At 70.3% G+C, this 13,657-nt stretch carries 13 protein-coding genes; 9 read left to right on the top strand and 4 right to left on the bottom strand.

Annotated features, from left to right (window positions below):
* Positions 1-137: 137 nt before the first annotated feature.
* From O2L01_RS10835 to O2L01_RS10810, 6 genes are all read left to right on the top strand, one after another.
* The gene (locus tag O2L01_RS10835) at positions 138-2,594 is read left to right on the top strand and encodes an SseB family protein (RefSeq protein ID WP_270121947.1); all 2,457 of its coding nucleotides are present in this window, start codon (positions 138-140) and stop codon (positions 2,592-2,594) included.
* Positions 2,591-2,956: a hypothetical protein gene (locus O2L01_RS10830; RefSeq protein WP_344469334.1), complete on the top strand. Its 366-nt coding sequence runs from the start codon at positions 2,591-2,593 to the stop codon at positions 2,954-2,956. Before O2L01_RS10835 ends, O2L01_RS10830 begins: the two co-directional genes overlap by 4 nt.
* Before the next feature lie 265 nt (positions 2,957-3,221).
* Positions 3,222-4,376: a Gfo/Idh/MocA family protein gene (locus O2L01_RS10825; RefSeq protein ID WP_270121945.1), complete on the top strand. Its 1,155-nt coding sequence runs from the start codon at positions 3,222-3,224 to the stop codon at positions 4,374-4,376.
* Complete coding sequence (locus O2L01_RS10820; RefSeq protein WP_270121944.1) at positions 4,373-5,464, top strand: dihydrodipicolinate synthase family protein; 1,092 nt, start codon at positions 4,373-4,375, stop codon at positions 5,462-5,464. Before O2L01_RS10825 ends, O2L01_RS10820 begins: the two co-directional genes overlap by 4 nt.
* Entirely contained in the window at positions 5,461-6,273 is an 813-nt protein-coding gene (locus tag O2L01_RS10815) for a sugar phosphate isomerase/epimerase family protein (RefSeq protein ID WP_270121943.1), read from the top strand. Before O2L01_RS10820 ends, O2L01_RS10815 begins: the two co-directional genes overlap by 4 nt.
* Before the next feature lie 198 nt (positions 6,274-6,471).
* On the top strand, positions 6,472-8,151 hold the full coding sequence (locus O2L01_RS10810; RefSeq protein WP_270121942.1) for a hypothetical protein: 1,680 nt from the start codon (positions 6,472-6,474) through the stop codon (positions 8,149-8,151).
* Between the two features lie 7 nt (positions 8,152-8,158).
* Here O2L01_RS10810 and O2L01_RS10805 read toward each other — a convergent pair whose 3' ends face one another.
* The 3 genes from O2L01_RS10805 to O2L01_RS10795 form a co-directional block, all read right to left on the bottom strand.
* Positions 8,159-8,503, bottom strand: a complete 345-nt coding sequence (locus O2L01_RS10805; protein ID WP_270121941.1) for a VOC family protein — start codon at positions 8,501-8,503, stop codon at positions 8,159-8,161.
* Between the two features lie 35 nt (positions 8,504-8,538).
* The gene (locus O2L01_RS10800) at positions 8,539-9,210 is read right to left on the bottom strand and encodes a class F sortase (RefSeq protein WP_270121940.1); all 672 of its coding nucleotides are present in this window, start codon (positions 9,208-9,210) and stop codon (positions 8,539-8,541) included.
* A 79-nt stretch (positions 9,211-9,289) separates the two neighbouring features.
* Positions 9,290-9,766, bottom strand: a complete 477-nt coding sequence (locus tag O2L01_RS10795; RefSeq protein ID WP_270121939.1) for a hypothetical protein — start codon at positions 9,764-9,766, stop codon at positions 9,290-9,292.
* Positions 9,767-10,001: 235 nt separating this feature from the next.
* On the opposite strand from O2L01_RS10795, the gene O2L01_RS10790 reads away from it, so the two are divergent.
* Genes O2L01_RS10790 through O2L01_RS10780 form a run of 3 tightly spaced genes read left to right on the top strand, consistent with a single transcriptional unit; the run spans position 10,002 to position 12,698 of the window.
* Positions 10,002-10,478 carry a 4Fe-4S binding protein gene (locus tag O2L01_RS10790; protein ID WP_270121938.1) on the top strand — a complete coding sequence of 159 codons (477 nt, stop codon included), beginning with the start codon at positions 10,002-10,004 and terminating at the stop codon, positions 10,476-10,478.
* A complete protein-coding gene (locus O2L01_RS10785; protein WP_270121937.1) occupies positions 10,475-11,044 on the top strand; it encodes an NADH-quinone oxidoreductase subunit J family protein in 570 nt (189 codons plus the stop codon). Before O2L01_RS10790 ends, O2L01_RS10785 begins: the two co-directional genes overlap by 4 nt.
* A 10-nt stretch (positions 11,045-11,054) precedes the next feature.
* Entirely contained in the window at positions 11,055-12,698 is a 1,644-nt protein-coding gene (locus O2L01_RS10780) for a DUF885 domain-containing protein (protein WP_270121936.1), read from the top strand.
* A 61-nt stretch (positions 12,699-12,759) separates the two neighbouring features.
* Here the strand turns inward: O2L01_RS10780 and O2L01_RS10775 are convergent, their stop codons facing one another.
* Positions 12,760-13,641 carry a CHAD domain-containing protein gene (locus tag O2L01_RS10775; protein ID WP_270121935.1) on the bottom strand — a complete coding sequence of 294 codons (882 nt, stop codon included), beginning with the start codon at positions 13,639-13,641 and terminating at the stop codon, positions 12,760-12,762.
* Positions 13,642-13,657 lie beyond the last annotated feature (16 nt).

The following is a 13,657-nucleotide window of genomic DNA, read 5'->3' as shown; positions in this document are numbered from 1 at the left end:
TTGACAACGCCCTCGCGTTACGGTGACGATCGCGAGGGGACGCCGCGTTCGCTCGACACACCTCGGCGACGCTTACGAGCCGTCAATGAGCACCGCCCCATCCAAGACCGGTAGGGGGGAAGGGCTGAGTGGGATCGATGTGGGAACCCAGTAACGAGATCGAGCACCGCCTCCGCGAGGCGCTGCGAGCCGAAGACCAGGACGGATACTTCCGTACCCTGGCCCAGATCGAACTCGTCCTCCCACTGTCCTATGAGGACTCGAACGGGTCGGGCGCCGACACCTGGGCCACCTGGACCACCGACGACCGCACCCACATCCTCGCCTTCACCTCCGAGACCGCCCTCCAGACCTGCCTGCGCGACAACGCCGGCGCCTCCCGCCGCGTCTCCTTCGCCGCGCTGGCCGAGGCCTGGCCGGACGAGGAGTGGTGGCTCGCCGTCAACCCCGGCCTGCCGATCGAGGGCTACCTGCCCGCGTGGTTCGTCTCCCAAGTCGCCCAAGGCATGACGACCGTCCCGGCCGACCCCGAGCCGGAGTACGGCGCGCCGCCCGAACCCGCCGCCGACCCCTACGGCGACACGTATTCCTCTGGCGCGCAATCGTCCCCGTTCGGCGCGGCCCCGTCCGACCCGTTCGCGAACCCCATGGCGCCCGCCCCCGAGCCGCGCCGCGAGAGCTTCATGCCCCCGGCCCCGCCGGTGCCGGACGTGCCGCCCGCGCCCCGCCGCTCCTCCGACCTCAGCGGCGGCTCGCTGAACGGCAGCTCTCTGAACGGCGGCACCCAGCAGCAGTCCACTGTCGGCGGCACCACCTCCGCCGGCCTCCCGCTGCGCCAGCCGCCGCGCGATCCCGAAGCGCCCGAAGCCGACCCGTTCAACGGGCACTCCTTCGCGTCCCAGCCGCCGCCCGAACCGGAGCAGTCCCAGCCCCGCCAGGGCTTCGGCTCCCAGCCGCGCGGGACGGGCTCGCAGCCGCGCGAGTTCGGCTCCCAGCCGCAGGGCTACGGCTCACAGCCGCAGCAGTACTCGCAGCCGCCGGCCGCGCCCACGCCGCAGGCGTTCCCCGCCGACGCGCAGTGGCCCGACCCGACCAACCCGCAGGAGCAGTGGCCCGACGCCCCGGACTGGCTGCGCGAGCAGCAGCCCGCCCCGTCGACCCTGCCGACCCGCTCGCCCGCGCCGCCGACCGCCGCACCCGAGCCGTTCCCCGCCGGGGAGTCCTTCGGCGGCGGCTCCGCTTTCGGCGCGAGTCCTTCTGCGCCGCAACGGCAGCCGCAGAGCGACCCGTTCCAGGACGACGCCTTCGGCAACGACGCGTTCGGCTCCGAGCAGCGCTCCGCCGAATCCTTCGCGTCCATGTCCAGCGCCTTCGGCCGCCGCGGCCCCGAGCCCGAACCGCAGCCCAGTGCTCAAGCCGAGGACCGGCCGGTCGAGCTCACCGGCGACGAGGCCGAGCCGCTGCTCGCCCAGGCCGCGTCCACCGGCGACACCGCCGCGTTCCTGCAGACCCTCCTGTGCGCCAGCGTGATCCTCCCGATCGCCGACCCCGAAGCCGCCCACCTGCGCGTCGGCGACCCCGCCTTCCGCTGGGCCAGCGACATCGTCGACGGCATCATCGGCATCACGGTGTACACCACGAACGAGCGCATGGCCGAGCGCGCCGGCGAGGACACCCCGCACACCATCGTCCCGTTCGGCTGGCTCATCCAGCACTGGCCCGCCCAGGACTACGCGCTGTACGTCAACCCCGGGACCTCCGTGGGCGCCAACATGAGCGGCCCCGAGATCGAGCCGCTCATCAAGTGGGCCGAGGCCAAGGACCTGCTCGCCTTCGCGACCGAGATGGAGCAGCGCCAGGCCGCGGCCGCGCGCGCCAACTCGCCCTCGCACAAGGTCCAGCCGATCCTGTGGCAGAAGACGATCCCGCACCAGCAGGTGCCGTTCTACCTCGAACGCGGCTACGACCGCGTCGGCGGTTTCGTCCACCCCGCCGAGGCCGTGGACCACCTGCGCACCCCCGCGCAGCTCTACCTCGCGCTGGGCCTCATCCGCTCCAGCGAGGAGTTCAGCCCCGCCGACGACGCGGTGCACGTCCTCCGCTGGGTCGGCTACCGCACCGACCTCTACCCGGTCGCCTTGGGCGGCAACGACTTCGCGACCGCCGAATCGCGCGGCGGCACCGTGGTCGAACCCGGTCCGTTCCGCGGCGACGGCTTCGCGCCTTCCGAAGGCGACGAGCGCATCCCCGAGCACAAGGTCGACTCCGTGCGCCTTCCGCACGGCGCGAAGATCCTGCGCATCGACTCGCGCGGCGAGGTCACCGACATCGCGTACTACGACGCGGACACCCGCGAATGGACGCCCATCGACGGCGCCTTCGGCGGTCCTGCCGCGATCGAGGCGCCCTCGACGCCGGCGCTGCCGGCCGGGCCCGCGCCGAGCGGGCCGATGGGCGAGGCCTACGGCTACGACAGCGCTCTGGGCGACGCCTGGGGCGACGCGGACGGGCACTACGACCTCGTGCGGCCCAAGCCGGAGGAGCGGGCCGCGCACGTGCTCGACACCCGCGACCGCGAATGGAAGGACGCCTGATGCGCGACGGCTACATCGCCCGCTGGAAGGGCGCCGAATACGACTCGAGCCCCGACGGCGCGCACGTCCGGCTCTACTCGCCCACCGGCGGCGACGGCTTCGTCGAGGTCGCGGACGGCCGGTTCCGGCGCGGCGTGCCGATCGGCGAGCTCGAGGACTTCTTCTACGTGCGGACCGTCGCGACCTGGCGCGGCGAGCCGTTCTTCGTGCTCGGCGCCTCGGGGGAGTGGCTGCGGCTCGAGTACCGCGGCGGCCGCAGCGACGTGGCCCGCTCGCTCGGGCTCGAACCGTACGACAACGGCGTCTACCAGATCTGGGCGCCCGCCGAAGAGGTCACGGACATCAGCGAGCAGTACCTCTAGACGACTTCGGAGCAGCCCCGGTCCGCGCGGCCGGGGCTTTCTCCATGCCCGAAACGAGCGCGTTTCCCATGGCCGCGAACATGAGGCGATCGTTCCGGCGAAACTGTCAGGAGACCGCTTTCACATAGGTGTCGTTTGATGTATAGTTCAGGAAAATAAGAAAGCGTTTGCCTAAGCCTCGGCGAAGCCCGCGAGCCGTACACTCGCCCGGCGCCCCGGCGAGCGCTTCCGCAGCCATGTTCGGCAAGGTCTGGAGCACATCCCTATGGCAGAGAGAATCACCGTCGGCATCGCCCTCAACGGGGTGACCGGTCGCATGGGCTACCGGCAGCACCTCGTGCGCTCACTCCTCGCCATCCGCGAGCAGGGCGGCGTGGAGCGCGCCGACGGCAGCGTGATCTGGCCCGAGCTCACCCTCGTCGGCCGCAGCGCCGACAAGCTCGCCGAGATCGCCGGCCGCCACGGCCTGGACAAGTACACGACGAGCCTCGACGAAGCCCTCGGCGACGACTCGATCGACGTCTACTTCGACGCCCTCACCACCCAGCACCGCCTCGCCGCCGTCAATGCCGCCATCAAGGCCGGCAAGCACGTGTACACCGAGAAGCCCATCGCCACCAACCTCGACGACGCCCTCAACCTGGCCCGCGCCGCGCGCGACGCCGGCGTCAAGAACGGCGCGGTCGCCGACAAGCTCTACCTCCCCGGCCTGCGCAAGCTCAAGCGCCTCGTCGACTCCGGGTTCTTCGGCCGGGTCCTCTCCGTGCGCGGCGAATTCGGCTACTGGGTCTTCGAAGGCGACTGGCAGGAAGCCCAGCGCCCCTCGTGGAACTACCGCGCCGAAGACGGCGGCGGCATGGTCCTCGACATGTTCCCCCACTGGTCGTACGTGTTCGAAGAGACCTTCGCCAAGGTCAAGTCCGTCTCGGCCCACGTCACCACCCACATCCCCGAGCGCTTCGACGAGCAGGGCAACGCCTACGCCGCCACCGCCGACGACGCCGCGTACGCGATCTTCGAACTCGAGGACGGCACCGTCGTCCAGATGAACTCCTCCTGGGCCACCCGCGTCGACCGCGAGGAGCTCGTCGAGTTCCACGTCGACGGCACCGAGGGCTCCGCCATCGCCGGCCTCCGCAAGGCCCGCGCCCAGCACCGCGCCCACACCCCCAAGCCCGTCTGGAACCCCGACATCGACCAGCCGATCCCCTTCCGGCAGCAGTGGCACGAGGTCCCCGACAACGAGGTCTTCGACAACGGCTTCAAGATCCAGTGGGAGGAGTTCCTGCGCCACGTCGTCGACGACGAGCCGTGGCACCACGACTTCCTCGCCGCCGCCCGCGGGGTGCAGCTGGCCGAGGCCGGATACCGGTCCGCCCGCGAAGGCCGCCGCATCGAGCTGGAGGACCTGGTCCTGTGACCCGCAAGTTCAACTCCCGCATCATCTACTCCGCCGCCCACGTGGTCGCGGACCCGCTGGCGGACAACGGCCCCGGCCGCCCGGCCGCGGTCGACTGGGACGCCACCATCGCCTACCGGCGGCACCTGTGGGACCTCGGCCTCGGCATCGCCGACGCCATGGACACCGCGCAGCGCGGCATGGGCCTCGACTGGGAGGCCACCAAGCAGCTCATCCGCCGCTCCGCCGAAGCCGCCGGCCCCGACGACCTCCTCGCCTGCGGCGTCGGCACCGACCAGCTCGGCGCGGAACCGACCACTATGGACGAGATCCGCGCGACCTACCTCGAGCAGCTCGCCGTCGTCGAGGACGCAGGCGCCGGCACGATCCTCATGTGCTCCAGGGCCCTCGCCGCCAGCGCCAAGAGCGCCGACGACTACAAGGCCCTCTACGGGGAACTGCTCGGCGAGGTCAGCGGCAAGGCGATCCTCCACTGGCTCGGCCCGATGTTCGACCCGGCCCTCGAGGGCTACTGGGGCTCGACGGACCTCGAAGCCGCCGCGGACACCTTCATCGAGATCATCACCGAGAACGCCGCCAAGATCGACGGCATCAAGATGAGCCTCCTCGACGCCGAAGCCGAGATCGCCGTCCGCCGCAGGCTCCCCGCAGGGGTCCGCTGCTACACCGGCGACGACTTCAACTACCCGCGCCTCATCGCCGGCGACGAGCAGGGCCACTCGGACGCCCTCCTCGGCATCTTCGACCCGCTCGCGCCGCTCGCCGCTAAGGCCGTGCAGCGCCTGGACGAGAACGACGTCGCGGGCTTCCACGCCATCCTCGACCCCACGGTCCCCTTGGCCCGCAAGGTCTTCGAAGCGCCGACGTTCAACTACAAGACCGGTGTCGTGTTCCTGGCCTGGCTCTCCGGCCACCAGGACCACTTCAAGATGGTCGGCGGCCTCGAATCGGCCCGCTCCATCACCCACTTCGGCGAGATCGTGGACCTGGCCCTGGAAGTGAACCTCTTCCCGGACGAAGCCCTTGCCATGGACCGCTTCAACGCCCTGCTCAAGGTGGCGGGCCAACCGAAGCGGACCCTCGCATGAGCATCCTCGACCGCTTTTCCTTCAATCATGCGACCGCGAAGTTCTGGGACCAGCGCGAGGCGGTCGAAGCCTGCGCGCGCACCGGCTCCGGGATCGGCCTGTGGCGCGAACCGTTGCAGGAGATGGGCGTCGAGGCGAGCGCGAAGCTCGTCAAGGACGCCGGCGTGAGCGTCACCAGCCTGTGCCGGGCAGGGTTCTTCACCGACCCGACCGAGGAGGCGCTGGCCGACAACCGAAGGGCCATCGACGAGGCCGCCGCGGTCGGCGCCCCGACCCTGGTCCTGGTCTCGGGCCCGATCCAGCCGGGCGGCACGATCGACAGCGCCCGCGAGGGCGTCAAGACGGCCCTCGCCGAGCTCGCGCCGTACGCGCTCGAACAGGGCGTCACGCTCGCGATCGAGCCGCTGCACCCGATGTTCGCGAGCGACCGGTGCGTGGTGACCACGCTGAAGGAGTCGCTCGACCTGGCGGCGCCGTTCGACCCGGCCGCCGTCGGCGTCGTGGTGGACACGTACCACATCTGGTGGGATCCGGAAGTGTGGCACGGGATCGAGCGTGCGGGCGCCGAAGGCCGCATCGCCTCGTTCCAGCTCGCCGACTGGATCACGCCGCTCCCGGCGGGCGTGCTCACCGGGCGCGGGCAGCTCGGCGACGGCTGCATCGAGATGCGCCGTTACCTGGACGCGGTCGACGCGACCGGGTTCGACGGACCGATCGAGGTCGAACTGTTCAACGACGCGCTCTGGGCCCGCCCAGGCGCGGAAGTCTTCGAGGAGACCAGGGCCGCGTTCGCGCGGGTCCTGGAATAAGGATCACCGCGGGCGCGGACCGGCAGCGGTTGGGCAATGCCGGGCCCCGCGCCCGCGGATGAGCCCCCTGGAATGCCGCGGGGGCGGGGCCGGTTGGGGTCAAGCACTCCGGCCCCGCCCCCGCGGTCGTGTTCCGTCCGGTGTGGGCACTGGCCGGTACGCTCATGTCGCTCTGACATGAGAAGGGAACGCATACCCATGACCGGATCGGTCTCACGCCGCAACCTGTTCAAGATCGGCGGCGGTGTCGCCGCGGCCGGAGTCGGCGCTTCAGTCGCCTTGACCGCGCACGCGCAGGACCCCGAAACCGCCGTCATCTGGCACTCCGAACTCGTCTACCCGGGTGCGGACGGCGAACTCAACTACGCCCTCGATGACGCGAGCCGCAAGAAGATCCCCAACTTCAGTTTCGCCGGGTACCGCAACGGCGAAGCGCCGATCCCGACAGTGCCCGCCGTCAAGACGATCAGCTCGATCGTGGGTGAAGTCGACGCCACCGCGCGCATCAACGCGGCTTTGGCGGAAGTCGCCGCGATGCCCATGGACGCCAACGGCTTCTGTGGCGCACTGAAACTGGGACCGGGCCTGTACCAGGTTGCGGGCACGATCGAGCTGAAGTACAGCGGCGTGGTCCTACGCGGCTCGGGCCGGTCCAACGACCCCGCCGTGGGCACCATCATCAAGTCGACGGCGACTTCGGGCATCGAGAACCCGGAAGACGGTGTCGAGTGCCCGATCCGGATCGGTTCCAAGAACCAAGACGTCGACTGGAAGGCTAGGATCGGCGACACGATCCCCCTCGCCCCCGAGGTCGCGCTCGCCGGTTCACGGCGGCTCAAGCTCGCGCCCAATACCAGTCTCTCGGTCGGCGACAACATCATCATCTGGCACCGCTGCACCGCGGAATGGATCGCGGCGATCAACGGCGGCGGCGTGGAACTCGATCAGCCATGGCAGCCGGGCGATCAGCCCATCATGTACAACCGCACCATCAAGGCGATCGATGAAGATGAGATCGTCATCTGCGCTCCCATCTTCAACGACCTCGACCCCTCGCTCTCGGAGATCTTCGTCTACAAGTGGCCCAACATGAATGAAGTGGTCAACTCGGGTGTCGAGGATCTGCGCGTGGACATGGTGGAACCCCCGACTGGCCTTCCCAACAATCACGCCGACAGCTGCATCGTGATCGAGCGGAGCCGCGACACCTGGGTGCGCAACGCGGCCACAACACGCTTCAAGCAGTCCGGCGTCATGGTCCGCCGCAGCCATCGGGTCACCGTCGAGAACGTCTGGGCCCTGGAGCCGAGATCCGAGCTCAAAGGCGGGTTCCGCTATAACTTCTGCGCCGGGTACATGGCACAGCAGGTCCTGTTCACGGACGTCGTGGCCGCCGAGGCCAGGCACGCGTTCGTCGCGGGTGGCGGTGCCTCCGCCTCCGGCGTCGTCTGGCTCGACGCCGTCTCGAAGAACGGCTACCTCGAGTCCGGGGGGCACGCCCACTGGAGCCAGGGCCTCCTTTTCGACAACGTCACTGAAACGATGAACAGCAGCCCCGAGCACAAGAAGGTGGTGCTGAACCTCCACAACCGGGCGGACGGCGGTGCCGACGAGACGGGCGACTCTCACGCCCACGGATGGTCCTCCGTCTACAGCGTGCTGTGGAACTGCAAGCTGGACAACGGCAACCGGGCATGCGTGCAGCGCCCGCCGACCTCGCAGAACTTCGCCATCGGCACCACCGGCAACGTAGAAGACGTCGTCACCGGCTCGAACTGGCTCGTCACCGAGGAACGCGGGTATGTCGAGAACGAGCCCGGGACGCTGGAACCGGTGTCGCTGTACCGCAAGCAACTCGCGGACCGGCTGGCCCCCTGACTGTGCCCTAGTGGGCTTGAGACACGCAGAACTCGTTGCCGTCGGGGTCCTTGAGGACCGTCCATGAGAAGGATCCGCCGGGGGCCTCGTGGTCGGCGACGTGGGCGGCTCCGGCGGTGACGAGGCGTACGACCTCCTTGGCGGCGTTGGCGGCGACGAGGTCGAGGTGGATGCGGCCCGGCTGGGTGCCTTCGACGTACTGGAAGGCGAGGCCGGTGCCGTCGCCGAGGCCGACTTTGACGTACTCGCCCCAGTCGGCGGTGACCTCGCCGCCGAGCGCGGCGGCCCACCATTCGGCGAGCTGCTTCGGCCGTTCGGAGTTGACGGTGACGTTCACGATCTTCAAATCCATGCGGGCGAAGGTAACTCAGGGGGCCGACATTTCGCCTATCTGAAGTGGTCTCGGCCGTTCAGCGGGCGGTCGAGGTCCTTCGCGGTGGCGTCGCGTTTGCCGGTGTAGCTCGCGAAGACCACCAGGTTCTCGGTGTAGTCGCCCGCCTTGCGGTCGAAGGCGCCGCCGCAGGTGATGAGGCGCAGGGCCGGTTCGGGCTCGACGCCGAAGACCTCCTCGTACGGGAGGCGCTGCTTGGAGAAGGACTCGATCGCGGTGACCTCGTACGCGACGATGACGCCGTCCTCGCGGGTGACGTCGATGCGGTCGCTCTCTTCCAAGTCCCGCAGGGGAAAGAACACCGCGGGGCCCGAGCGCTCGGTGTCCACGTGGCCCATGAGCACGGTCGGCCCGAACTCGCCGGGCGTCGGGCCCGCCTCGAACCAGCCGGCCTCGTGGGGGCGCCACATCTTGGGGACCTCGAAGTTCCCCTCATAGTCGAGGCCGAGCGCGGTGAGCGGGGCGTGGACGCCGACCGCGTCGATGTCGACGCGGGTCGGCTCGGAGCGGTCGAGCCAGGTGCCGCCGGCCGGGTCGGCGACGGCGAACGGGTCCTCGTGGAACGGGTTTCCGAAGTGCGGCATGGAGAACGAGGGAACGGGGGCGACGCTGGAGAGCATGAGCCCGAGGCCCCCGGCGAGCACGAACGAGAGGACGACAGCGGCCACCGGCCGGAACGCGGGTTCCGGCCGGTGACAGGGCTTCTCAACTGCGCGTCGTCCGTCGGGCGAGGGTCCGCCCGCCGGTTCAGGCGGCAGTGACATTGCTGCGGCGCTTGAGCAGCCAGAGCCCGGCGGCGGCGGCGAGCACCGCTGCGGCGCCCGTCCACAGGACCGCCGTGGCCGCGTTCGAGGCCGTCGAGCCGCCGCCGGTCGCCGCGCCGGTCCCCGAGGTCACCGTGAACTTCGTGGAAGCGGTGTCCGATCCGCAGGTCACCGTGACCGTGTACGAGCCGGGCTTCATCTTGTCCGTCACCGTGAAGCTGCCCTGGGCGTTGTTGTTGTTCTTCGGCAGCTTGAAGCTCGTGTCGGTGTTCTCGACGTCGCCGGTCGCGTCCTGGTCGCAGTCCGAGGCGAGCACGTCCACGCGCGTGCCCACGGCGCCCGCCGTCGGCGAGAGCGTGACGGTGACGGCCGCGTTCGCCGGAGCGGCGGCGGTCAGCACGAGCGCGGCGCTGACGGTCAGCGCGGCGAGCATCCCTCGGATGGGCAGCGGCATTCGCATGGGCACGGTTCCTCCCCGAACGGCGCCGGGTCGCACCCGGCACGTGACGTGTCAATGGCTCACGGTAACGGCTCTTGTGGACGCAGCACGCGGTTTCATGGGAAAACCGGCCCCCTCGCCCGCGCCTGGCGAGTCGGGAATCGGACAGCCTGATCCTTGGCGTGGAACGGCAATTCATCCGCGAAGCGCGGCTCAGGGTCTGGAAAACCTCGGTGCCATCTGCCACGATGAGGTCATGAGGCTTCCCGGGAGCGGACTGGCCAGCGGTCTCGCGCAGACCGCGCGCACCGCCGCGCGCCGCGCGGTCACGAGTCAGTACCCCGAGCACGAGCCCGACCTGCCCGAACGCACGCGCGGCGTGATCGCGCTGCACGAGCCGAGCTGCACCTCCTGCATGCTGTGCGCCCGCGAATGCCCCGACTGGTGCATCTACATCGACTCGCACAAGGAGACCGTCGAGGTCGAAGGCGCGGCGCGGGCGCGGCAGGTGAACGTGCTCGACCGGTTCGACATCGACTTCTCGCTGTGCATGTACTGCGGGATCTGCGTCGACGTGTGCCCCTTCGACGCCCTGTTCTGGGCCCCCGACTTCGCGTACGCCGAAGGCGACATCCGCGACCTACTCCACGACAAGGAGCGCCTGGGGGAGTGGCTGGGGAACGTGCCCGAGTCGGCGAAGACGGAGGCCGTGAAGGCGGATGAGACCGAGTGACCCTCGCTGACGTGCTGCTCCTCGCGTTCGGGCTGCTCTCGCTCGGCGCCGCGCTCGCGGTGGTCACCACGGACCGGATCGTGCGGGCCGGGCTGTGGCTCGCGGTCGCGTTCGCCGGGATCGCCGGGGCCGCGCTCGTGCTCACCGCCGAATTCCTCGCGTGGGTGCTCGTGCTCGTCTACGTGGGCGCGATCGTGGTCCTGCTGCTGTTCGCGACGATGCTGACGCGGGCGCCGACCGATCCTTCCGACGACCTCGACCGGGCGAGACTCCCCGGTGCGCTCATCGCGGGCGGCGTCGGGCTCGGGCTCGCGGCCGTCGTGGTCGGCGCGTTCGGGTGGACGAAGGCGGGGCTCGACGACCGCGCGAGCGGCGCGGCGGCCGTCATGGGCGAAGCGGTCTTCGCCGACTGGGTGCTGCCGTTCGAGGTGCTGTCGCTGCTGCTGCTCGCGGCCCTGGTCGGCGCGGTCGTCGTCTCGACCCGGAATCCGGTCGGCAACGGGGGCGCTGACACGATGCCCGCCGAGCAACAATCACGTAACGAAGGATTACTAGCCGCGCGGTAAGCTGACGGCCATGACCTCACCGATATTCGCTTTGGCCGACGAGTACATCACCGCGTACGCCCGGCTCCACCCCATGTTCGCCGGGCTCGCCGGCATCAAAGGCGACTTCGGCGTCGCCACCGACTTCGGCCCCGAGGCCGTCGCCCAGCGCGCGAAGCTCGACGCCGACACCCTCGCGAAGCTCAACGCCCTGGAATCGACCGGACCCGCCGACGACCTGGCCCGCCTCCACATGGCCGAGCGCCTCGAAGTGAGCGTCGCGCAGCACGAGGCCGGCGAATGGCGCCGCGCCCTGCGCGTCCCGTACGGGATGCTGCAGAACTTCGTCGGGTATGTGGACCTCGCGCCGCGCAAGACCGAGAACGACTGGCGGCTCAACGTCTCGCGGATGCGCGCCATCCCCGAAATGCTCGCCACCTGGCGCCAGACCCTCAACGCCGGGATCGAGGCCGGCTCCACGGTCGCTCTCCTCCAGGTCACCGAAGGCGTCAAGCAGGCCCGCCGCAGCGCCGAGACCCGCGCCTTCGACAAGCACCTCGAGGCCTACGGCGACGGCCCCCAGGCCCGCGACCTGCGCGACGCCGCCGAAGCCGCGTACCAGGCGTTCAACGCCGCCGCCGACTACCTCGAGCGCACCTACGCCCCGCACGCCGCCGAGCGCGACGGCGTGGGCGAGGAGCGGTACCTGCTCGCGGCCCGCTCCACGCTCGGCGCGGTCCTCGACCCGCGCGACGCCTACGACTGGGCCTGGGACGAGCTGCACCGCATCGAGGACGAGATGGCGGTCGAAGCGGGGAAGATCCTCCCCGACGCCGGGCTCGACGAGGTCATCGCCCATCTCGACGCGACCCAGGCCGTGGACACCCACGAGGCGTACCTGGCGTGGCTCACCGAGAAGCACCAGGGCGCGCTCGAAGCGCTCAACGGCGTCCACTTCGACATCGACCCGCGCCTGATGAACCTCGACGTGCAGGTCGTGCACGGCTCCTCCGCCGGCTCCGCCTACTACACCGGCCCGAGCGAGGACCTCTCCCGGCCCGGCCGCACCTGGTGGCCCGTGGCCGAACGCGAGACGTTCCGCACCTGGGGCGAGCTGACCACCGTCTTCCACGAAGGCGTCCCCGGCCACCACCTCCAGATCGGCCAGACCAAGGTCGCCGGCGACGGCCTCTCCCGCTTCGCGAAGGTCTTCGGGTCCGTCTCCGGCCACGCCGAGGGCTGGGCGCTGTACGCCGAGCGCCTCTCGGACGAACTGGGCTGGTTCACCGACGAGGGCACCCGCCTCGGCATGCTCAAGGGCTCCGCGCTGCGCGCCGCCCGCGTCGTGATCGACATCGGCTGGCACCTCGACCTGCCGCTGCCCGCCGCCGAGGCGAAGCGCCACGGCGAACGGTGGAACTTCGACGTCGCCCTCGAGGTGCTCAAGTCCCGCGGCCGCATCGCCGGGCACCGCGCCTACCCCGAGATCGTTCGCTACGCGGGCTGGCCGGCCCAGGCCATCTGCTACAAGCTGGGCGAACGCGCCTGGGTCGACGCCCGCGCCGAAGCGCAGGCCGCCGCCGGGTCCGCGTTCGACCTGAAGGCCTGGCACACCCGCGCCCTCAACCTCGGCCCGATCGGCCTCGACAACCTGGCGTCCGTCCTCCGCGGCTAGCGTGAGAATGCAACGGGCCCAAGGCTTTCGCCTCGGGCCCGTTTGCCGTGCTCGGGTGCTTTCACTGCGACTGGCCGATGAGATCCGCTGCGGCCCTGTCGATCTCCTCGCCGAGGTGGCGCAGGCGCTCCTTCTCGAGTTCCGCGAGGCTCGTGGTGAGCCGGTCGGCCCGGTCCGCGCCCGGCAGGCGCAGGAGCCAGTTGCGGGCGATCACGGCCTGGCGGTACTGATCCAGCAGGTGCTGGAGATCGCCGAAGTGCGTGACCATGTCCTCGGCGGTGCGGCCGAGGGCCGGCGCGGCGACCTCCGCGAGGTAGTGCGCTTCGCGGGCGGCGATGCGGGTCTCGTCGCGGGCGAGCACGAGGTCGGTCGCGTAGCTGAGCTTGCCGTAGGTGTCGAGCAGGTGGGTCTTCGCCTGCGAGAGGACGCCCAGGAGCGAGGAGGCGGGCTTGTCGCCGTCTCGGCTGAACCGGGCGTGCTCGGCGAACATGCGGACCTCGCTGAGGAGGACCGCGACCCAGGTCTGGGAGGCGATGCCCTCGGTCTGCCGGTACGACTCGCGCATCTCGTTCTCAATGGCCCCATACCATTTCGGGTAGTCGGGGGCGGCGAGGCCGAGCTGGGCGAAGCGGTCGGCGAAGTGGACGCAGAGCTTCTCGAGGTCCTCGGTGTGCTTGAGGGCCGCGAGGAGGTGGTCGAGTTCCTGGCTGCGCGGCAGGGTCTGCGTGAACAGGTGGGCGTAGCCGCGGATGTCGGTGCGGAGTCGGTGGATGGTGGCGCGGACGGCGCCGGCGGAGCCGGGCGCTTGGCGTTCGAAGGCGGCGATCGCGCGGTTGAGCGCGTCGACGTGATCGGAGATGTAGGTCTGGACGACGATGCCGGCGCGCGTGTTCGCGGTCATCGGCTCGGACGCGGCTCGCGCCGACGCTGTGGATGCTGACATGGCTCCTCCCCCCGGA

Source organism: Glycomyces lechevalierae (assembly GCF_027622945.1).
Lineage (GTDB): Bacteria > Actinomycetota > Actinomycetes > Mycobacteriales > Micromonosporaceae > Glycomyces > Glycomyces rutgersensis.
Note: the sequence above shows the minus strand (reverse complement) of the source record. Positions and strands in the feature narration are given on the sequence as shown.